This is a genomic window from Actinomadura napierensis (assembly GCF_039529375.1).
Classification (GTDB): Bacteria; Actinomycetota; Actinomycetes; order Streptosporangiales; family Streptosporangiaceae; genus Spirillospora; species Spirillospora napierensis.
The window spans coordinates 127234-146690 of the sequence record NZ_BAAAMR010000003.1; the positions used below are offsets into that span (position 1 = coordinate 127234).

At 73.2% G+C, this 19457-nt stretch carries 18 protein-coding genes; 10 read left to right on the top strand and 8 right to left on the bottom strand.

Annotation, left to right across the window (positions count from 1 at the left end):
- Nucleotides 1–6: 6 nt before the first annotated feature.
- Nucleotides 7–945 (bottom strand): cyclase family protein, encoded by a 939-nt coding sequence (locus ABD296_RS03350; RefSeq protein ID WP_344261260.1) that lies wholly within the window; start codon nt 943–945, stop codon nt 7–9.
- 172 nt (nt 946–1117) lie between these two features.
- Between ABD296_RS03350 and ABD296_RS03355 the strand changes: the two genes are divergently transcribed.
- From ABD296_RS03355 to ABD296_RS03365, 3 genes are read left to right on the top strand one after another with little or no spacing between them, the layout of a single operon-like run.
- On the top strand, nt 1118–1561 hold the full coding sequence (locus ABD296_RS03355) for a nuclear transport factor 2 family protein (protein WP_344261262.1): 444 nt from the start codon (nt 1118–1120) through the stop codon (nt 1559–1561).
- A gap of 11 nt (nt 1562–1572) precedes the next feature.
- Nucleotides 1573–2703 carry an acyl-CoA dehydrogenase family protein gene (locus ABD296_RS03360; protein WP_344261264.1) on the top strand — a complete coding sequence of 377 codons (1131 nt, stop codon included), beginning with the start codon at nt 1573–1575 and terminating at the stop codon, nt 2701–2703.
- Nucleotides 2700–3677 (top strand): acyl-CoA dehydrogenase family protein, encoded by a 978-nt coding sequence (locus ABD296_RS03365; protein WP_344261267.1) that lies wholly within the window; start codon nt 2700–2702, stop codon nt 3675–3677. The genes ABD296_RS03360 and ABD296_RS03365 overlap by 4 nt, the downstream gene beginning before the upstream one ends.
- Before the next feature lie 63 nt (nt 3678–3740).
- On the opposite strand, the gene ABD296_RS03370 is transcribed toward ABD296_RS03365, so the two are convergent.
- From ABD296_RS03370 to ABD296_RS03380, 3 genes are read right to left on the bottom strand one after another with little or no spacing between them, the layout of a single operon-like run.
- Complete coding sequence (locus ABD296_RS03370) at nt 3741–4532, bottom strand: enoyl-CoA hydratase/isomerase family protein (protein WP_344261269.1); 792 nt, start codon at nt 4530–4532, stop codon at nt 3741–3743.
- Nucleotides 4529–5659, bottom strand: a complete 1131-nt coding sequence (locus tag ABD296_RS03375) for an acyl-CoA dehydrogenase family protein (protein WP_344261271.1) — start codon at nt 5657–5659, stop codon at nt 4529–4531. Before ABD296_RS03375 ends, ABD296_RS03370 begins: the two co-directional genes overlap by 4 nt.
- Nucleotides 5646–6698 (bottom strand): acyl-CoA dehydrogenase, encoded by a 1053-nt coding sequence (locus ABD296_RS03380; RefSeq protein ID WP_344261273.1) that lies wholly within the window; start codon nt 6696–6698, stop codon nt 5646–5648. The genes ABD296_RS03375 and ABD296_RS03380 overlap by 14 nt, the downstream gene beginning before the upstream one ends.
- A 185-nt stretch (nt 6699–6883) precedes the next feature.
- Here ABD296_RS03380 and ABD296_RS03385 point away from each other — a divergent pair, with 185 nt between their 5' ends.
- Together ABD296_RS03385 and ABD296_RS03390 are read left to right on the top strand one after the other, a co-directional pair.
- On the top strand, nt 6884–8500 hold the full coding sequence (locus tag ABD296_RS03385) for a FadD3 family acyl-CoA ligase (protein ID WP_344261275.1): 1617 nt from the start codon (nt 6884–6886) through the stop codon (nt 8498–8500).
- Between the two features lie 62 nt (nt 8501–8562).
- Entirely contained in the window at nt 8563–9726 is a 1164-nt protein-coding gene (locus ABD296_RS03390; RefSeq protein ID WP_344261277.1) for an acyl-CoA dehydrogenase family protein, read from the top strand.
- A 66-nt stretch (nt 9727–9792) separates the two neighbouring features.
- Here ABD296_RS03390 and ABD296_RS03395 read toward each other — a convergent pair whose 3' ends face one another.
- Nucleotides 9793–10944: a thiolase family protein gene (locus ABD296_RS03395; protein WP_344261279.1), complete on the bottom strand. Its 1152-nt coding sequence runs from the start codon at nt 10942–10944 to the stop codon at nt 9793–9795.
- Nucleotides 10937–11374, bottom strand: a complete 438-nt coding sequence (locus ABD296_RS03400) for a Zn-ribbon domain-containing OB-fold protein (RefSeq protein ID WP_344261281.1) — start codon at nt 11372–11374, stop codon at nt 10937–10939. Before ABD296_RS03400 ends, ABD296_RS03395 begins: the two co-directional genes overlap by 8 nt.
- 210 nt (nt 11375–11584) lie before the next feature.
- On the opposite strand from ABD296_RS03400, the gene ABD296_RS03405 reads away from it, so the two are divergent.
- The gene (locus ABD296_RS03405) at nt 11585–12280 is read left to right on the top strand and encodes a TetR/AcrR family transcriptional regulator (RefSeq protein ID WP_344261283.1); all 696 of its coding nucleotides are present in this window, start codon (nt 11585–11587) and stop codon (nt 12278–12280) included.
- A 28-nt stretch (nt 12281–12308) separates the two neighbouring features.
- Here the strand turns inward: ABD296_RS03405 and ABD296_RS03410 are convergent, their stop codons facing one another.
- Nucleotides 12309–13538, bottom strand: a complete 1230-nt coding sequence (locus tag ABD296_RS03410; RefSeq protein ID WP_344261285.1) for an acetyl-CoA C-acetyltransferase — start codon at nt 13536–13538, stop codon at nt 12309–12311.
- Nucleotides 13539–13573: 35 nt separating this feature from the next.
- Complete coding sequence (locus ABD296_RS03415; protein ID WP_344261287.1) at nt 13574–14794, bottom strand: CaiB/BaiF CoA transferase family protein; 1221 nt, start codon at nt 14792–14794, stop codon at nt 13574–13576.
- A gap of 155 nt (nt 14795–14949) precedes the next feature.
- On the opposite strand from ABD296_RS03415, the gene ABD296_RS03420 reads away from it, so the two are divergent.
- The 4 genes from ABD296_RS03420 to ABD296_RS03435 are packed head-to-tail and all read left to right on the top strand — an operon-like array spanning nt 14950 to nt 19439.
- On the top strand, nt 14950–15822 hold the full coding sequence (locus tag ABD296_RS03420; protein WP_344261289.1) for an enoyl-CoA hydratase/isomerase family protein: 873 nt from the start codon (nt 14950–14952) through the stop codon (nt 15820–15822).
- Nucleotides 15809–16573: an SDR family NAD(P)-dependent oxidoreductase gene (locus ABD296_RS03425; protein WP_344261291.1), complete on the top strand. Its 765-nt coding sequence runs from the start codon at nt 15809–15811 to the stop codon at nt 16571–16573. Before ABD296_RS03420 ends, ABD296_RS03425 begins: the two co-directional genes overlap by 14 nt.
- Nucleotides 16574–16600: 27 nt before the next feature.
- On the top strand, nt 16601–17794 hold the full coding sequence (locus tag ABD296_RS03430; RefSeq protein WP_344261293.1) for an acyl-CoA dehydrogenase family protein: 1194 nt from the start codon (nt 16601–16603) through the stop codon (nt 17792–17794).
- Between the two features lie 10 nt (nt 17795–17804).
- Nucleotides 17805–19439, top strand: coding sequence for an AMP-binding protein (locus tag ABD296_RS03435; RefSeq protein ID WP_344261295.1), 1635 nt, complete (start codon nt 17805–17807; stop codon nt 19437–19439).
- The last annotated feature ends 18 nt before the right edge of the window (nt 19440–19457 follow it).

Genomic DNA, 19457 nt, shown 5'->3' on the forward strand with positions numbered 1-19457 from the left:
TTGGTCTCACTTGATGGCGATGGGGTTGAGGGGCGAGCCGACGCCGCCCGGGATGTTCAGCGGGGACGCGACGAACATGCATTCGTGGACGCCGTCCGCCGCGCAGTCCTCGGCGAGTTGCTCGAAGTCGAACATCTCTCCCAGCAGGAGGCCCATGTCGCGGATGGCGAGCATGTGGAAGGGGATCATCGGGCCGCCGGGGTTCGCGCCGAGCGCCTCGACGGCGAAGTTGTCGGCGCAGACGGCCGCGATCCGGTGGTCGCGGATCCAGCGGGCGCACTCCCAGGTGATACCCGGCGATCCGCCCTGGCCGACGTCGGCGCCGCGCCGCTGGCGGGGATAGGTGCCGGTGCGCAGGAGCAGCACATCGCCCGGCCGCGGGGCGAGCCGGGCCGCGTCGAACGCGGCGTCGAGGTCGGCCGGCCCGATCTGTGTCCCCGGCGGGAGGTGCTCGACGCCGCGAAGGCGCGGGATGTCGAGCAGCACGCCGCGCGACACCACGCCCGCCACGAGGTTCTGGATCGAGCAGTGCACCGCGCCCCACGCCGTGACGGCGTCGTCGTGGTGGCGGCCGTTGTAAAGCAGGTCGTCGTACCAGAGGTGGGCGAGAGCGTCGAAGTGCGTGGACGAGTGCGTCCCGAGGATCACCATGTCCTCGGACGAGCAGAAGTCCCAGAACTCGCCCTGGGGGTTGTCGCCGCGGTACCGGGTCATCGTGTGGATCGGGTTGAAGCGTCCGCTGCCCGGGGAGCCGTACGGGCCGGTCTCGTCGGCGGGGATCGAGAGGCCGAAGGTGACGCCGCGCCGGACGGTCCCGGCCGCCGCGCTCACGCACTCCGGTGTGATCAGGTTCAGCGTTCCCCGCTGGTCGTCGTCGCCCCAGCGTCCCCAGTTGCTCAGTTCGCGGCCGAGGTCCCGGACCCCGTCCATGTCGATCACCGGCATCGGCCCGGCCTCCGCCCCAGCACGTGCGAGAATGGCATTCTCGCATGATACTGGTTTTGACGTCGAAGTCGAGATAACATCCGGCATGGAACGCCCGCCCCCGGCGGGCGCGGGCCGGACGGCCGTCACCCCGACTCCTGCCGAGCCTGACTCCCACCAAGGAGGTCGAAGCGTGGACAGCTCGCGCATTGCCGACATCATCGAGATCGAGCAACTGCTCGCGCGCTACGCGGTCGGCATGACGAAGGACGACGTGGACGCGGTCGTGGCCGTGTTCGCGCCGGACGGCACCTACAGCGCCTTCGGCGAGACGTACGGGGTCGGCGACTTCCCCGAACTGGTCGCGGCGGCCCCCAAGGGCCTGTTCTCGGTGGGCACGCCGGCGATCACGTTCGACGGGGACGGATCGGCCACGGGCGAGCAGCCGCTGTGCTTCGTCGCCCAGCACGACCACTCGATGCGGATCGGCTGGTACACCGACGCCTACACCCGCACCCCGGACGGGTGGCGGCTGCGGACCAGGGCGATGACCTTCCTGCGGCGCAACGGCGCGCGCGACTCCGGGCGCGCCCATGACCCGCTGCGCCCGGCGCCGAAGCAGAAGTCCGCGAACTGAACGCGCGCCCGATGGAACTACGGGAATTCCGTGCCGGCCTGGACGCCTGGCTCGACGAGCACGAGCACGAACTGAGCCCCGAGTTCGGCCCGGACGTCGCCTTCGACCAGGAGGTGGAGCACCTCTCCCTGGTCAAGCGCATGACCTACGACGCGGGCTGGATGCGCTGGGGCTGGCCCGAGCGGGTGGGCGGGCTCGGCGGCTCCACGCTGATGCGCGCCTACCTCGGCGAGGCGCTGGCGTCCCGGGACCTGATCGAGCCCGGCATCTACTCGATGACCGAGGTGCTGGCCCCCACCATGATCGAGTTCGCCCGTCCGGAGCTGGCCGCGGAGACGGTGCCGCGGCTGCTGCGCGGCGACGAGACCTGGTGCCAGGGCTTCTCCGAGCCGAGCACCGGCAGCAACCTGGGCTCGCTGGCGTGCCGCGCGCGCCGCGACGGCGACTCCTGGCGCGTCACCGGCCAGAAGGTCTGGACGAGCCTGGCCCAGTACGCGCACCGGTGCGTCCTGCTGACGCGGACCGGCACGCCGGAGTCGGGGAGCAGGGGCATCACCGCCCTGTTCGTCGACATGGACTCGCCCGGCATCACCGTGCGCCCGATCCGCGCGATGCACGGCCGGGACGAGTTCTGCGAGGTGTTCTTCGACGACGTGCGCGTCCCGACCGACCGCACGCTCGGCGAGGTCGACGGCGGCTGGGCCGTCGCGATGGACCTGCTGCCCTACGAGCGCAGCACCTCGCTCTGGCACCGCAGCGCCTACCTGCGGCAGCGGCTCGGGCACCTGCTCGCGACGGCGCCGGACGGCGCGCTCGACCCCGCCGATCTCGGCGAGGTCGTCCAGATGGCGTTCGCCTTCCACGCCAGGTCGCGCGGGACGCAGCACCGGATGGCGCGCGGCGAGCGGCTGGGCGCGGAGACCTCGGTCGACAAGGTGCTGCTCGCCACCACCGAGCAGGCCGTTTTCGACCTGGCCGCGGACGCGGTGCCGGCGGCCCTCGCGGTCGGCGACGACGCGGACGCCGACCGGTGGCGCACCGGGTTCCTGTACTCGCGGGCGGCGACGATCTACGGCGGCAGCGCCGAGATCCAGCGCGACATCATCGCGCGCCGCCTGCTCGACCTCGGGACGGACCGATGATGGACACCGAGACCGCCGAACTGCTGGGGGAGAGCCTCGAACGGGCCTTCCGGCACGCGACCGTCGCCGCGGTCGAGGCGTCACTGGACGAGGTCGGCTGGCGGGAGGCGCTGGCGGAGGAGGGGAACGCGGTCATCCCGCTGCTGTTCACCCGGCAGGGCAACGCGAACGCGGCCTCCGGTGCACTGGACGACCTGGTGACGATCGCGCTGGGGCTTGCGGCTGATTCGGATACCGCGTTCGTTCTGCCGGAGTTCGGCGGGTACGGCGCGCCCGGCTCCGTCCAGGACGGCGCACTCACCGTGCGTGGCCTCGGCACAGCGCGGATGGCGGGCGCCGCCCGCGCCGTGGTGCTCGCCGCCGGGCAGGACGGCGCGCTGCGCGCCTTCACCGTGGAGACGGGCAAGCTCCAAACCCGCCCGATCGGAGGCGTCGACCCCCGGCTCGGGCTGGTCGCGATCGAAGGCCGCGGCCTGCCCGCGTCCGGCGGCACGGCGATCACGGCCGCTACGTGGGAGGACGCACTGGCGTCCGCACGGGCCGCCGTGGCGTACGAGTTGATCGGCGTGAGCCGGACGATGCTCCGCCTGGCGCGCGAGCACGCCGTGACCCGCGTCCAGTTCGGCAGGCCGATCGCCGCGTTCCAGGCCGTCCGGCACCGTCTCGCCGACTGCCTGGTGGCGATCGAGGCCGCCGAGGCCGCCGCGACCGCCGCCGTCGAAACGGGCGACCGGGTGTCCCCGCTGCTGGCCGTGATGGCCAAGGCCGTCGCCGGGCGGAACGCGCGCACCGTGGCGCGTCACTGCCAGCAGGTGCTGGCCGGGGTGGGCTTCACCGACGAGCACGGCTTCCATCACTGCTTCCGGCGCGTGCTCACCCTCGACGGCCTCTTCGGTGACGCCAGGACGCTGACGCGCGAACTCGGAGAGGACCTGCTCCGCACCCGGCGCCTGCCGGACGCGCCGCTCCTGTGAAAGACGCCGCCGGTGGCGGGGAACGGCGAGCCCCTGCCACCGGCGGACCAGGTCCTGCGGCCGTCAGTCCTGCTTCTTCTGCTTGGCCAGCTGCCTGTCCAGGGTCGCCCGCAGCTCGGGCGACAGGAAGGACCGGTCCTCCGCGGCGATCGCGAAGTCGAGCGTGGCGAGGACGGCGCGCTCCAGGTGCAGGTTGAGGACGCGCTTGGTGTCCTCCATCGTCCGGCGGGGCAGGGCCGCGAGCTTGCGGGCGCAGGCCATCGCGGACTCCATCACCTCGCCGTCGGGGCAGACATGGTTCGCCAGGCCGATCTCCGCGGCCCGGCGCGCGCTGATCCGGTCGCCGGTGAGCGCGTACTCCTTGGCCAGCTGCAGGCTCGTCAGCAGCGGCCAGGTGACCGGGCCCCCGTCCGCCGCGACGAGCCCGACCATGACGTGCGGGTCGGCGAGGTGGGCGCTCTCCGCGATGTACACGATGTCGGAGAGCGCGACCAGGCTGCATCCCAGCCCGACGGCCGGCCCGTTGACCGCCGCGACGATCGGCAGCCGGCACTGCACCATCCCGGTGACGATGCTGCGCGCGTCCACGAGGGTCTGCCGCCGCAGGCCGTCGTCCTTGGTCAGCTCGTCGAGGTAGGAGAAGTCGCCGCCCGCCGAGAACGCGCGGCCCGCGCCGGTGAGGACGACCGCGCGGGCCTCCTCGTCGGCGTCGAGCCGGCCGAACAGCGCGCCGAGCCCCTCGTGCAGCGCGTGGTTGGTCGCGTTGAGCGACTCGGGGCGGTTGAGCGTCACGATCCTGATCGGCCCGTCCGCGGTGACCTCGATCTCCGGGGGCATCCCGTACGCGCCGCTCATGCGACCGGCAGCCCGAGGATCCGGGTCGCGACCAGGTTGCGCTGCACCTGCGACGTCCCGCCCATGATGCTCTGCGCCCGGCTGTAGAGATACGTCTTGAGCCACGTGTCCTCCTCGATGCCGCCGGTCAGATTGCTGATGCCGAGCGCGGCGTGCCCGACGGCCTGTTCGGCCCGCGTCATCAGCAGCTTGTCCACCGAGCCCTCGGGCCCGTGCGAGGTGCCGTCCAGCCGGTCGGAGAGCCGCCGGCACACGTGCAGCCGCAGCATCTCGGCCTCGACGACCGCCCACGCCACGTCCCGGACGTTCTCCTCGGTGAACCGGCCGGGCTCGGAGCGCAGTACGTCGACCAGCTCGTTGACGGCCTTGGTGTAGCGCGCGACGTAGCCCAGCTCGCCCGGTTCCCGCTCGTGGCTGACCACGGTCATGGCCAGCCGCCAGCCCTCGCCCGGCTCCCCGATCATGTCGGACGCCTTGGCGACCGCGCCGTCGAAGAGCACCTCACCGAACTCGCGGGTCACCCCGTTGATCATCTTGAGCGGGCGCTGCTCGACGGCGGCCTGGTCCATCCGGAGGGCGAACGCCGACAGCCCCCTGTGCTTGGGGACGCCGGGATCGGTCCGGGCCAGCACCAGGCACCAGTCGGCCTCGTCGGAGTAGCTGGTCCAGACCTTGTGGCCGGTGATCACGTACTCGTCGCCCTGCCGGACCGCGCGGGTGCGCAGCGACGCCAGGTCCGACCCGGCGTCCGGTTCGCTGAACCCCTGGCACCAGCGCTCCCGGCCGCTGACCAGGCCGGGCAGGAAGCGGCGCTGCACGTCCTCGCTCCCGTGCCGCATCATGCCCTGGACCAGGTAGCCCAGGCTGGGACGCGGCGGCGCGCCGGCCTGCGCCAGTTCCTCGTCGACGATCGCCTCGTACACGCTCGGCAGGCCGTGCCCGCCGACCTCCCCGGGCCACGACAGCCCGAAGAACCCGGCGTCGTACAGCGCCCGGTGCCAGGGCGCCTGGCCGTCCCAGTACGCGTCGTCCGTGGACGAATGGGGGAGCTTGGGATTGTGCTCCGCGAGCCACGCCCGCAGCCGCGCGCGGAACGCGGCCTCCTCCGGGGAGTCAGCGAAGTCCATCGTGCAGGCCTCCGATCTTGCGGTGCGCGACGACGCGGGCGAGGTTCACGCCCGTGTCGCCGAGCACCTGGGTGGACAGCAGCGCCCGCCGGAGGTGCACGTGGGCGAGGCACTCCCACGTCATGCCGATGCCGCCGTGCACCTGGACGGCGGTCTCGCACACCTCGCGGGCGGCGCGGGCGCAGTAGGCCTTGGCGACCGCGGCGGCGGCGAACGCCTCCCCGGGCGGGAGGGTGTCGGCCGCCCAGGCCGCGTGCCGGGTGACGCTGCTGGACCCCTCCATCGAGACGAACGCGTCCGCCAGCAGGTGCTGGACGCTCTGGAAGGTGCCGATGGCCACGCCGTACTGGTGGCGGAGGCCGGCGTACCCGCGGGCCAGGTCCACCGCGCCGCGCATCGTCCCGACCAGGTCGGCGCAGGTGAGCGCGAGGGCGAACGCCGACCAGGCCTCGACGTCCTCGGCGGTGAGCGGGCCGCGGCCCGTGCCGGGCAGCCGTCCGGCCTCGGCGTCCTGGACCGTCGCGGCGGGACGGGTGAGGTCGCGCCCCGGCGACGTGCCGGACACCGGGACGCGGGCCAGGTCGTAGCCGTGGCCGGTCCGGACGAGGGCCAGCGCGGCCGTGGCGCCCCGCGCGTCGATCGCGACGCCGGAGCAGCGCGCCTGCCCGTCCTCGGCCACGACCAGGCCGGACAGGTCGGGCCGCAGCAGGACGGTCTCGGGTTCGGCGGCGGGCTCGGCGCCCGCGCGGCGCCGCAGTTCGGTGGCCAGTGTCGGCCCCAGGAAGGAGGCGTCGGCCGGGCCGCGGCCGAGCTCCTCGGCCACGATCGCGGTCTCGACGGCGGAGGCGAGCGGCCGGTTCCCGTCGCCGGCGTCCGGGACGCGCAGCTCGCGCCAGCCGGAACCGGCCAGCGCCGCGTCCAGCCGGGCGGCACGGGGGGCGTCGGCCAGCGCGGCGACGGAGCCGGGCGCGTGGTCGTCGACGAGCCGGGCGGCCGCTTCGCGCAGCGCCCGCTGTTCGGCGGACAGGCGGACGTCCATCAGCGCTCACTCCGCGGCGCGGTGCGGGGCGCGACGGCGGCGGCCGGGGGACGGTCGGACTCGGTGATCATTGGCGGCCACCTCGGGGGAGGCGCGCCGGGCCCGCGGGGGTGTGCCGCGCGGGCCGCCGGCGCGGATGCGGAGGAGCTCTTCTCTGCTCCCGATAAAAGTCTATACTGACGTCGATGTCAATCACGGAGGCCGACATGAGCGACGACGACCCCGGGCCGGACCGGCCGAGCATCGCGGCGATGGCCGCGTCCGCAGCGGAGCGCTTCCCCGACCGGACCGCCGTCGTGGACGGCGGGAAGCGCGTCTCCTACAGGGAGCTCTACGAGGAGGCCCGCCGGTTCGGGGCCGCGCTGGTCGCGAGCGGCGTCGAGCCGGGCGACCGCGTCGGCATCTGGGCGTTCAACAGCCGCGAATGGATCGTCGCGCTGCTCGGGCTGCAGCAGGCGGGCGCCGTCCTCGTCCCGGTCAACACCAGGTTCAAGGGGCGGGAGGCGGCCGGCATCCTGCACCGCGCCGGGGCGAAGGCGCTGGTGACGGTGACCGACTTCCTCGGCAACGACTACGTGGAGATGCTCGCCGGCGCGGGCGTCGCCCTGCCGGACCTGCGGACCACCGTCATCGCCCGCGGCCGTCCGTCCGGGACCGGGGTGCCGTGGGACGCCTTCCTGGCGCGCGCCACCGGCGAGGCGCTCGCCGAGGTTGACCGGCGGCGCGCCGCCCTGGGCTCAGGCGACACGTCCGACATCCTCTTCACCTCCGGGACGACCGGGGAGCCCAAGGGCGTGGTCATGACCCACGGCCGGACGATGCGCGTGGCGACCGACTGGGTCGCCATGACCGGGCTCTCCGAGGGCGACCGGTACGTGATGGTCAACCCCTACTTCCACATGTTCGGGTTCAAGGCCGGCATCCTCGCCTGCGTGTCGGCCGGCGCCACCATGTACCCGCAGGCCGTCCTGGACGTCGACACGGTGCTCGGGCTGGTCGCGGAGGAAAAGGCGACCGTCCTGCCGGGCGCCCCGACCATGTACCACGCGATCCTGGAGCATCCCGACCGCGACCGGTACGACCTGTCGAGCCTGCGCGTCGCGGTGACGGGCGCGGCCGACATCCCGGTCGAACTGATCCGGCGGATCCGCGACGAGTTGCCGTTCCAGGTGATCGTCGCCGGATACGGCCTGACCGAGGCGGGAACGGCCAGCTCGACCGGGCCCGGCGACGCCCCGGAGACCATCGCCACCACCGTCGGCCGCGCCCGACCCGGCTTCGAGATCCGCGTCGTCGACGGCGCCGGCGAGGACGCGGCGAAGGGCGAGGTCGGCGAGATCGTGCTGCGCGGGCCGACCGTCATGGCCGGGTACCTGGACGACCCGGACGCGACGGCGGAGGTGCTGTCCCCGGACGGCTGGCTGCGCACCGGTGACCTGGGGCGCTTCGACGAGGGCGGCTGCCTGAGCATCGCCGGACGCTCCAAGGACATGTTCATCGTCGGCGGGTTCAACGCCTACCCGGCCGAGATCGAGGCCATGCTCCTCGAGCACCCGGGCGTCCGCGAGGTCGCGGTCATCGGCGTTCCCGACGCGCGCCTCGGCCAGATCGGCATGGCGTTCGTCGTGCCGCGCCCGCCCGCGCCGTCCGCCGACGAGGTCATCGCCTGGTGCCGCGAGCGGATGGCCAACTACAAGGTGCCGCGCTTCGTGGAGCTGATCGAGGAGCTGCCGCTCACCGCGAGCGGGAAGGTGCTCAAGACCGCTCTGCAGGAGCGGGCGTCCACCCGCGCGGTGACCTGAGGCGCCCGCCCGTATTACCGACTCCGACGTCGAAATAAAAGCCCATGGAAGGTGGCTGACCGGTGGCCGACACCCACGACGACGACCTCGAACCGATGCTGGAGGCCGTCCGCGACTTCATCCGCAGGGACGTCATCCCGCGCGAGGCGGAGATCGACGAGAAGGACGAGGTGCCCGCCGAACTGCGCGAGACCGCGAAGCGGATGGGCCTGTTCGGGTTCACCATCCCGGAGGAGTACGGCGGCCTCGGCCTCGGCGTCGTCGACCAGTGCCGGCTGCTGATCGAGATCGGCTACACCACCCCGGCGCTGCGCTCGATGTTCAGCACCAACGTGGGCATCGCCGGGCAGGTGATCATGGACGCCGGGACCCCGGAGCAGAAGGAGCACTGGCTGCCCCGGCTCGCCTCGGGGGAGGCGGTCGCCTCGTTCGCGCTCACCGAGCCGGACGCCGGGTCCGACCCGGCCGACCTGCGGACCAGCGCGGTCCGCGACGGCGACCAGTGGGTGCTCAACGGCGTCAAGCGCTACATCACCAACGCGCCGATCGCCGACGTGTTCATGGTCTTCGCCCGCACCGACCCGGACGCCAGGTCGTCCCGGGGGATCGCGACCTTCATCGTCCCGGCCGGCACCCCCGGGCTGACCGTGGGGCCGCGCGACCACAAGATGGGGCAGTTCGGAGCCTGGACGGCCGACGTGAACCTGGACGGCGTGCGGGTGTCGTCCGATGCGGTCGTGGGCGGCGAGGCGGGTGCCGGTACCGGATTCCTGACCGCGATGCGCTGCCTGTCCAACGGGCGCCTGCTGCTGGCCGCCGCCTGCGTGGGGATGTGCCGGCGGCTGGTCGACGAGTCCGTCCGGTTCGCGTCCGACCGGAAGCAGGGCGGGAAGCCGATCGGGTCGCACCAGCTGGTGCAGGGGATGATCGCGGACTCGGTGACCGACACCATGGCGGCCCGCGCCCTCGTCCTGGACGCCGCGCGCGCCTACGCCGACGGCTCCGACCGCCGTACCGGGCCGGCCGCTGCCAAGTACTTCTGCAGCGAGGCCGTCGGGCGCGTGGCCGACCGCGCCGTCCAGGTGCACGGCGGCGCCGGGTACATGCGGTCGGTGCCGGTCGAGCGGTTCTACCGCGACGCGCGGCTCTTCCGCATCTACGAGGGGACGAGCCAGATCCAGCAGGTCATCATCGCCCGCCAGGCGCTCGGAGCGGCGGCGGGCTGAGAGCGGGAGAGCGGCCCGGGGTGCGGCGCCCCCGGGCCGCTCCGCTTCCGGGGGCGCCCGTCCCGGTCAGGTGGACAGGATGGAGACCGCGGCGACGCCCGGTGCGCCGTACAGCTGGGCGAGGCCGACCCGCGGCTCGCCGGCGACCTGCCGGTCGCCGGCCCGGCCGCGCATCTGGAGCACCAGTTCGCGCACCTGCCGCAGGCCCGACGCGCCGACCGGCTCGCCGTTGGCGATCAGGCCGCCGTCGGTGTTGACCGGCAGCCGGCCGCCCGGCGCCGTGGCCCCGGAGGCGATCAGCTCGTTCTGCTCGCCGTCCGCGCACAGCCCGACCTCGGCCATGTGGATGACTTCGGCGCCTGCGTCGGTGTCCTGGAGCTGCGCGATCCCGACGTCCTCCGGGCCGACGCCCGCCGCCTCGAACGCGGCCTTCGCGGCGTCCACGGTCGGTGCCGGGACGTGGTCGGCGGCCACCGAGGCGGACGGGGTGTGCACCTCGAATGCGCCGAACCGCCGGGTGCGGGTGACGACGCTGCGCAGGTAGATCGGCTTGTCGGTGTAGCGGTGCGCCACGTCGGCGCTGCACACGACGAGCGCCGCCGCGCCCTCGTTGGGGCTGCAGAACATGTACTGGGTCAGCGGGTAGTTGACCATCCGCGACTCGAGGATCTGCTCCGGGCTCAGCGGCTTGCGCCGGTGCGCGTTGGGGTTGAGCTCGCCGTTGCGGTAGTTCTTCGCGGCGACCGCGGCGAGCGTCTCGTGGGTGATGCCGTGGTCGTGCATGTAGCGGTTGATCTTCATGCCGAAGAACTTGGTGGTGAGGAACAGCCCCATCTCGCCGTACCAGGACGGGCAGCCGTACTCCTGCGGGTCGGCGGTGAACGCGCCGGACTCGTGCTTGTCCATGCCGAGGACGAGGCCGATCTCGTGCTCGCCCAGCTTGATCGTCTGGCTGGCCAGGGCCAGCGCGCTGCCGGCGGTCGCGCAGCCGTTGTAGACGTTGGTGAACTGCACGCCGGTCAGCCCGAGCTCGGCGACGACCGCGTCCGGTTGGTCGACCTCGTAGCTGCCGCCCACGGCGAACTGCATGTCGGACCAGCTCAGGCCGGCGTCGGCCAGCGCGTCCCGGGCCGCCTCGGCGCCCATGGCGAGGGCCGGCTTGCCGGGGAAGCGGCCGAACCGGTGGATCCCCACCCCGATGATCGCGACATCAGGCATGCTCGGCCCCTTCCGGGCTGAAGGCGAACGTGATGATCTCCGCGCCGTCCTCGCCGGTGCGGAAGGGCATGGTGACCAGCCGCATCGGCATGCCGAACTCCAGGTCGCCCTGCGCGCAGCCGGTGATGAGGCTTTCGACGCGCAGCTGGCCGGGCAGTTCGATCACGCCGACGAGCCAGGGCTCGAACGGGTCCGTGCCGGCGAACCCGCCGCGGAACGGCGCCTTCGGCGGGAAGCCCTGGGACGTCCACGTCCACAGCGTCCCGTCGCGGCTCAGCAGCGCGCGCTCCACGGCGGCGGCTCCGCACCTGGCGCAGCCGGCGCGGAGCGGGAACACGTGCGTGCCGCACTCCTTGCACCTGCCTCCGATCAGCCGTGGTTCGTCGTCGGGCCAGGTGAACAGGTCGTCGGCGATGGGGACCGGTGCCATCTCATCTCCCTTGCGTCCCCGCGCGCCGGGGGCGGGGCTACCGTGGCCCATCATTCTATACTGACGTCGATGTCAAATAAAGGGACGGTGGTGTCGCGGCGGCGGGCCGGCCGGGGCGGCCGCCGGAGGTCGCGCGATGGCGGCCGGGAAGGTTGATATTCTCGACGTCAAGGTGTTTCCGACGTCGAATTCATCCGTTTGGAGAGCAGCATGGATCCCGAGCCCCGCTCGGCGAAGGGCCGCCGGACGCGGGCGCGCCTGGTCGCCGCCGGCAAGACCGTGTTCGAACGCGACGGCTTCCTCCAGGCGCGGATCACCGACATCGCCACCGAGGCCGAGGTGTCGCACGGGTCGTTCTACCACTACTTCGACTCCAAGGAATCGCTCTTCCGGGAGATCGCCGAGGAGGTCGAGGTGCGCCTGGTGTCGATGGACGACATCGCGCAGGACCTCGCCGACGACGCCGGGCCGATCGACCGCATCCGCGCCGCCAACAAGGCCTACCTGACCGCCTACCGCAAGGAGGCCCGCATCATGCGGGTCATCGAGGAGGTCAGCCGCTACGACGAGGACGTCCGCCGGGTGCGCTCCAAGCGCGACGACTACCTGGCGGCCCGGCTGGAGTCCGCGATCAAACGGCTGCAGGCGGAGGGGCTGGCCGACGAACGCGTCGACGAGCGGTACGCGGCGACCGCGCTCGGCGGCATGGTCGCCAAGTTCGCCGAGATGATGTTCATCGGCGGCGCCCGGTTCGCCATGAACGAGGCGGTGGAGCAGCTCACGCTGCTGTGGGCCAACGCGCTGGGCCTGGACCCGGACGCCGAAGGCAAGGCGAGCGCCGAGAGCGGAAAGGCCGCGCGCGGAAAGGCCGGGAGCGGAAAGACCGTGAAGGCCGCGCGGACCTGACCCTTCCGCCCCCGGCGGCGCAACGCGCTCAGCCGCGCACCCGCTCGAACACCGCGGCGATGCCCTGACCGCCGCCGATGCACAGCGTCTCCAGCCCGTAGCGCGCGTCCCGCCGCTCCATCTCGCGCAGCAGCGTCGCCACGATCCGCGCCCCGGTGGCCCCGACCGGGTGCCCCAGCGAGATGCCCGAGCCGTTGACGTTGAGCCGCTCGAAGTCGTCGCGCGCGAAGCCCCACTCCCGCGTCACCGCCAGCGCCTGCGCCGCGAACGCCTCGTTCAGCTCGATGAGGTCCATGTCGGCCAGCGCGAGCCCGGCGGCGTCCAGTGCCTTCCGCGTCGCCGGCACCGGCCCGATGCCCATCAGATGCGGCGGGACCCCGGCGATCGCGGTGGACACCACGCGGGCGAGCGGCCGCAGGCCGTGCTCGGCGGCGAACTCGGGCGTCGTCACCAGGCACGCGGCGGCGCCGTCGTTCTGGCCGCTGGCGTTGCCGGCCGTGACCGTCGCCTCGGCGTCGTCCTTCGCCATGACCGGGCGGAGCGCGGCGAGCTTCTCGAGGGAGATGTCGCGGCGCGGGTGCTCGTCCGCGTCGACGACCACGTCGCCCTTGCGGCCGCGCACGGTCACCGGGACGATCTCCTCCGCGAACGCGCCGCGGTCCTGGGCGTCCAGTGCGCGCCGGTGCGAGGCGTAGGACAGCTCGTCCTGCTCCTCGCGGCCGATCTTGTACTCGCGGCGCAGGTTCTCGGCCGTCTCGAGCATGCCGCCCGGCACGGGGTGGTGCCGGCCGCCGGCGGTCGAGCGGCCGCGCGTCAGCGTGTCGGTCAGCGTGATGTCGCCGGCGCGCGACCCCCAGCGCGCGGTCAGCGAGTAGTGCGGGGCCTGCGACATGTTCTCCGCGCCGCCCGCGATGATCGCCTGGGCGGCGCCGGAGCGCACCATCGCGGCCGCGTACACCACGGCCTGGAGGCCGGACCCGCAGCGCCGGTCGATCTGCACGCCGGGCACCGTGGTCGGCAGGCCCGCGTCCAGGGCGATGACCCGCCCGATTGCGGGCGCCTCGGCGGTGCCGTAGCAGTGGCCGAACACGACGTCGTCGATAAGCGCGCCGTCCAGCCCGCCGCCGTCAGCCCCGGTGCCATCGAGCAGCGCCTTCACGACGGCCACGCCCAGATCCTGGACGGGGACCGTCCGCAGCGCGCCGCCGAACCGGCCGATCGGGGTCCGCACCGGCCGGCAGATCACAGCCTCGTTCATGTCTCTCCTGACTGTTGGTGAGCCGGGCCGCGGTGTCACACCGCGCCGGCCTTGCGGAGCCCGTCCTGCGCGCCGGAGTCGAAGCCCAGGTCGGTGAGGATCGCGGTGGTGTGCTCGCCGAGGGCGGGGACGTCCTCAAGCGGCGTGCCCCATGCGGGGGTGACGATCGGGGGCAGCAGCGAGGCCAGCGGTCCCACCGGGGACCCGACCTCCTGCCACCGGCCGCGCGAGGTGAGTTGCGGGTGGTCGACGACCTCGGTGACCCGGTTGAACTCGGCGTTGCCGATGCCTGCCGCGTCCGCGCGCGCGCAGATCTCGGCGAGGTCGAGGGTGGACGTCCAGGCGGTGACGGCCTCGTCTAGCCGGGCGCGCTGCCCGCACCGCAGCGGGGTGGTGGCCAGGGACGGGTCGTCGGCGAGGTCGGGACGCTCGATGAGGTCGCGGGCGAGGCGCTGCCACTCGGCGTCGTTCGTCGTGCCGAGCACGACCGTGCGGCCGTCCTTGGTCGGGTAGGCGTTGTAGGGCGCGACGATGGGCGACGACATCCCGATCGGCGCGCGCTCCTCGCCCGTGTAGCGGGCGTACAGGAGGGCGAAGCCGAGGAAGTCGGCCGCCGTGTCGAACATGCTCACCTGCAGCGCCGCGCCCGTGCCGGTGCGGGCGCGCCCGAGCAGCGCGGCCATGATGCCGGACGCGGCCTGCATCGCCGTACCGATGTCGGCGATCGGGATGCCGGGCTTGGCGGGCGCGTCGGCCTGCCCGGTCGCGGCGCACGACCCGCTTTCGGCCTGGACGAGCAGGTCGTAGGCGCGGCGGTGGTCGAGCGGACCGCCCGTCCCGTAGCCGGAGATGTCCACGGCCACTATCGACGGGTACCGCTCGACCAGCGTCGCCGCGTCCAGCCCGAGGCGGCGGGCGGAACCGGGTGCGAGGTTCTGCACGACGACGTCGGCGCGTTCCAGCAGCCGGTCGAGGACGGGCCGCGCCTCGGGCCGCTTGCAGTCCAGCGCCAGCGACCGCTTGTTGCGGTTGAGCCAGACGAAGTAGGTCGCCATGCCGTCGGCCGCGTCGTCGAACCAGCGGGTGAGGTCCCCGGCGCGCGGGTGCTCGACCTTGATGACCTCGGCGCCGAGATCGGCCAGCATCCGCGTGCAGTAGGGCGCCGACACCGCCTGCTCGAAGCTCACCACGACGGTGCCGGCGAGGGGCGGTGCGGGGGCGCTGGCCGGGTCTCGGCTGCCTGGCCGGTCGGGCATCGGGGTCCTCCAGGGCGTGCGGCGCGGGTGCGGATCGGGCTGGCTTCCACCTGAGTCTAACTTTGACGTCAATATCGATGACAGTCGGCCGGCCCGGGGAGCGGCTCGGTGACGGGCATTGACCTGGCGATCAGCTCATTATAATTTCGACGTCTATGTCAAGTAATTCGGGCGGGACCGTGGCGACGGGCACCGCGCACCTGCTCGCCGCGCGGGCGGGCGGCGTGCTGACCCTCACGCTCAACCGGCCGGAGGTCCGCAACGCCTTCTCGCGGGAGATGCTCGACGGCCTGGCCGCCATGCTGGACCTCGCCGCCGCCGCGGACGACGTCCGGGTCGTGGTCCTGGCCGGGGCCGGCGGCACGTTCTGCGCCGGCGGCGACCTCGCCAAGCTCGCGGCGGGGGAGAGCATCTTCGGCCCGCCGGACGCCCCCGGCCTCCGGCTGGCGGCCCAGAAGGCGCTCCAGCGCGCGACCGTCGTCCGGCTCCGCGAGCTGGGCAAGCCGTCCGTGGCGCTGATCGAGGGCGCGGCCGTCGGCGCGGGCCTCGGCCTCGCCCTGGCCTGCGACCTGCGCTACGCGGCCGCGTCCGCGACCCTGCGCACGGGGTTCGGCCGGCTCGGGCTCGCGGGCGACTTCGGTTGCACATGGGCGCTGAACCGGCTGGTCGGCGCGTCCCGGGCGCTGGAACTGCTGTACCTGTCACCGCCCCTGCCCGCCGCACGCGCCGAGGAACTCGGCCTGGTCACCGGGGCCGTCCCCGACGACGAACTGCACGGCCACGTCGCCGACGTGGCCGGACGCCTCGCCGCCGTCTCCCCGGACGCGGTCACGGCGATGAAGCGCCATGTGGCCCGCGCCCACGACCACGACCTCGCCGACTGCGCGGACGCCGAGGCCGAGTGGCACGTCCGGCTCCTGGAGTCCGGCGCCCACCGCGACGCGGTCCGCGCGATCGGGCGCGCCCGCGCCGTGCCCGCCCCGTCCGTCCCCGAGAACACAGGAGTCGAGCACCATGACCAATCTTGACGGCCGCGTCGCGCTGGTGACGGGCGCCGCCCGCGGCATCGGAGCGGAGATCGCCCGGACGTACGCCCGCGCCGGCGCCCGCGTCGGCGTCCTGGACCTCGAGGAGGACCTGACGCGCGAGACCGTGGCCTCGATCGAGAAGGACGGCGGACGCGCCCTCGGCCTCGGCGCGGACGTCGCCGACGCCGCGCAGGTCGAGCGGGCGGTGGAGCGGCTCGTCGAGGAGTTCGGCGGGCTCGACATCGTGGTCAACAACGCCGGGGTCACGCGGGACAACCTGCTGTTCAAGATGACCGAGGACGACTGGGACACCGTGGTGAACGTGCACATGCGCGGGGTGTTCCTGGTGACCCGCGCCGCGCAGAAGATCATGGTCGAGCGGCGGTACGGGCGGGTCATCAACATCTCCTCGACCTCGGCGCTCGGCAACCGGGGCCAGGCGAACTACTCCGCGGCCAAGGCGGGCATCCAGGGCTTCACCCGGACGACCGCCATCGAGCTCGGCCCGTTCGGCGTCACGGTCAACTCGATCGGCCCCGGCTACGTCGACACCGAGATGACCCGGGCGACGGCGGAGCGCCTCGGCGTCCCGGCCGAGCGGCGGCTGGCGGACGTCGCGGCCACCCTGCCGATGCGGCGGGCCGGCAGGCCCGCCGACATCGCCAACGCCGCCCTGTTCCTCGCCGCCGAGGAGTCGGGGTTCGTGACCGGGCAGGTGCTGTACGTCGACGGCGGACGCTCGGTGCGCTGACGCAGGAAACCGATCTAGGAGCTTTCGATGAGCCAGGACACCGCGCCCTCCGGCGCCACCGCCGACGAGGCGCTCACCGACGAGGAACTGCGCGCGGCCGTCCGGGACGTGGCCGGGCGGTTCGACGACGCCTACTGGGCCGAGGCCGACCAGGAGTCCCGGTTCCCCTGGGAGTTCTACAAGGCGTTCGCGGAGGCGGGCTGGCTCGGCATCGCGATCCCGCGCGAGTACGGCGGCGCGGGCATGGGGATCTCGGCGGCGTCGTCCATGATGTACGAGATCGCGGCGTCCGGGGCGGGCATGAACGGCTGCAGCCCCTTCCACCTGACGATCTTCGGGCTCAACCTGGTGGCCCGGCACGGCGGCGACCGGCTCTGCCGCGAGCTGCTCCCCGCCGCCGCCACCGGCGACCTGCACGTCTGCTTCGCCATCACCGAGCCCGACGCCGGCTCCGACACCAGCCGGATCCGCACCTTCGCCCGCCGGGACGGCTCCGACTACGTGATCAACGGGCGCAAGGTCTGGATCACCAAGGCGGCGCAGTCGCAGAAGGCGGTGCTGCTGGCGCGAACGAGCGAGCCGCGCGAGGGAAGGCGCCCGACGGACGGGCTGTCGATGTTCGTGGTCGACCTGACCGGCGGCGGCGTCGAGATGCGCGCGATCCCGAAGCTCGGCCGCAACGCGGTGTCCTCCTACGAGCTGTTCATCGACGACTTCCGCGTCCCCGGATCGGCGCTGGTCGGCGAGGAGGGCCGCGGGTTCACATACCTGCTGGACGGCATCAACCCCGAGCGGATCCTGCTTGCGCACGAATCGCTGGGCATCGGCCGCGCGGCGCTGCGCCGGGCGGTGCGGTACGCGGGGGAGCGGGTGGTGTTCAACCGCCCGATCGGCCAGAACCAGGGAATCGCGTTTCCGCTCGCCGAGGCGTCGATGCGGCTGGACGCGGCGGAGCTGGCCGCGCGGCACGCCGCCGCCCGCTACGACGCCGGGGAGCCGTGCGGCAAGGAGGCGAACACGGCGAAGTACCTGTGCGCCGACGCCGCCTTCGCCGCGGCCGACGCGGCCGTCCAGACGCACGGCGGGTTCGGGTATGCGCGCGAGTACCACGTCGAGCGCTACTTCCGGGAGTCGCGCCTGATGCGCATCGCCCCGGTCAGCCAGGAGATGGTGCTGAACTACATCAGCGAGCACGTCCTCGGCCTGCCGAAGTCGTACTGAAGGCGGAACGATGACTCGAAGCTCTGCTCTCGACGGCTGGGGCCTCCGGACCGTTCCCGCCGCGCTCGCCCGGCGTTACCGCGACGAAGGCCGGTGGACCGGCGAGTCCCTCGGCTCGACGGTGGCCGCCGGGCTCGGCCGGGCCGCGCACCTGCCCTTCCATGTCCGCTCGCGGGTGCGTCCCTACAGCGGCACGCTCGCCGATGTGGACCGTGCCGCACGGTCGCTGGCCCGGGCGCTCAAGGCCCGCGGCGTCGGCCCCGGCTCGGTGGTCGTGCTCCAGCTGCCGAACTGGGTCGAGGCCGCCATGACGTTCTGGGCCGCCGCCTATGTCGGCGCGATCGTCGTCCCGGTGGTGCACTTCTACGGCCCCAAGGAGGTCGGCCACATCCTGGACGACACCCGTCCCGCGGTGATCGTCACGCCCGACGGCTTCGGGCGCACCGACCACCTCCGCCAGTACGAGGACCTGTTCGCCTCGCGCGGCGGCGAACCGCTGTGGCTGGTGGTGAGCGACCGTCCGGAGCGGGAGCTGCCGGGGAACGCCGTCCCCTTCCACCGGATGCTGGACGCCGACCCGCTGCCGGAGCCGGAGCCCGTCGACCCCGCGTCCCCGGTGATCGTGGGCTTCACGTCCGGGACGACGCTCAAGCCCAAGGGCGTGGTGCACAGCCACCAGACGATCGGCTGGGAGGCGCGGCAGGCCGACCACTTCTACGGCAAGGGCGGGCCGCCGCAGGTCGTGGGCACCCCGGTCGGCCACTTCATGGGAATGATCAACGCGTTCCTGCTGCCGCTGCTGCGCTCGGAGCCCGTGCACCTGATCGACGTCTGGGACCCGGCGGAGGTGCTGGCGCTGATGAGCGAGCGGGGCGTCGGCATCGCCGGCGGGCCGCCCTACTTCCTGACCAGCCTGCTCGACCATCCGGACTTCACCCCCGAGCATCTGGCCCTGATCCCGTACATGGGACTGGGCGGCGCGACGGTGCCGGAGGCCTTCACCGAGCGGGCGACGAAGGAGGGCATCGCGGTGTACCGGTCGTACGGGAGCACGGAGCACCCGTCGGTCACGGCGAGCCTGCTGGAGGACGCGCAGGGCAAGCGCCTGCGCACGGACGGCCGGGCGCTGCCGGGCGCCGAGTTCCGCCTCGACGACGACGGCGAGATCCTCACCCGCGGCGCCGACTGCTTCATCGGCTACACCGACCCCGAGCTCACCGCCCGCGCGTTCGACGCCGACGGCTGGTACCGCACTGGCGACATGGGCGAGGTGGACGGCGACGGCTACCTCACCATCACCGACCGGGTCGCCGACGTCATCATCCGGGGCGGCGAGAACATCAGCGCCCAGGAGATCGAGGCGCTGCTGCTGAGGATGGAGCAGGTCGCCGAGGTCAGCGTGGTGGCCGAGCCGGACGCGCGGCTGGGCGAGCACGCCTGCGCCGTGGTCCGCCCGCGCGATCCGGCGCGCCCGGTCACGGTGGAGGACGTGCGGGCGCATCTCGCCGCGGCCGGCCTCGCCCGGCCGAAATGGCCGGAGTCGGTGCACCTCGTCGCGGACTTCCCGCGCACCGCCACCGGAAAGATCCAGAAGTTCCGCCTCCGCGAGCAGGTCCGCGGCGGCTCGCTGCCGGACGCGCTCTGACGCGCCCCGAGGAGGAAG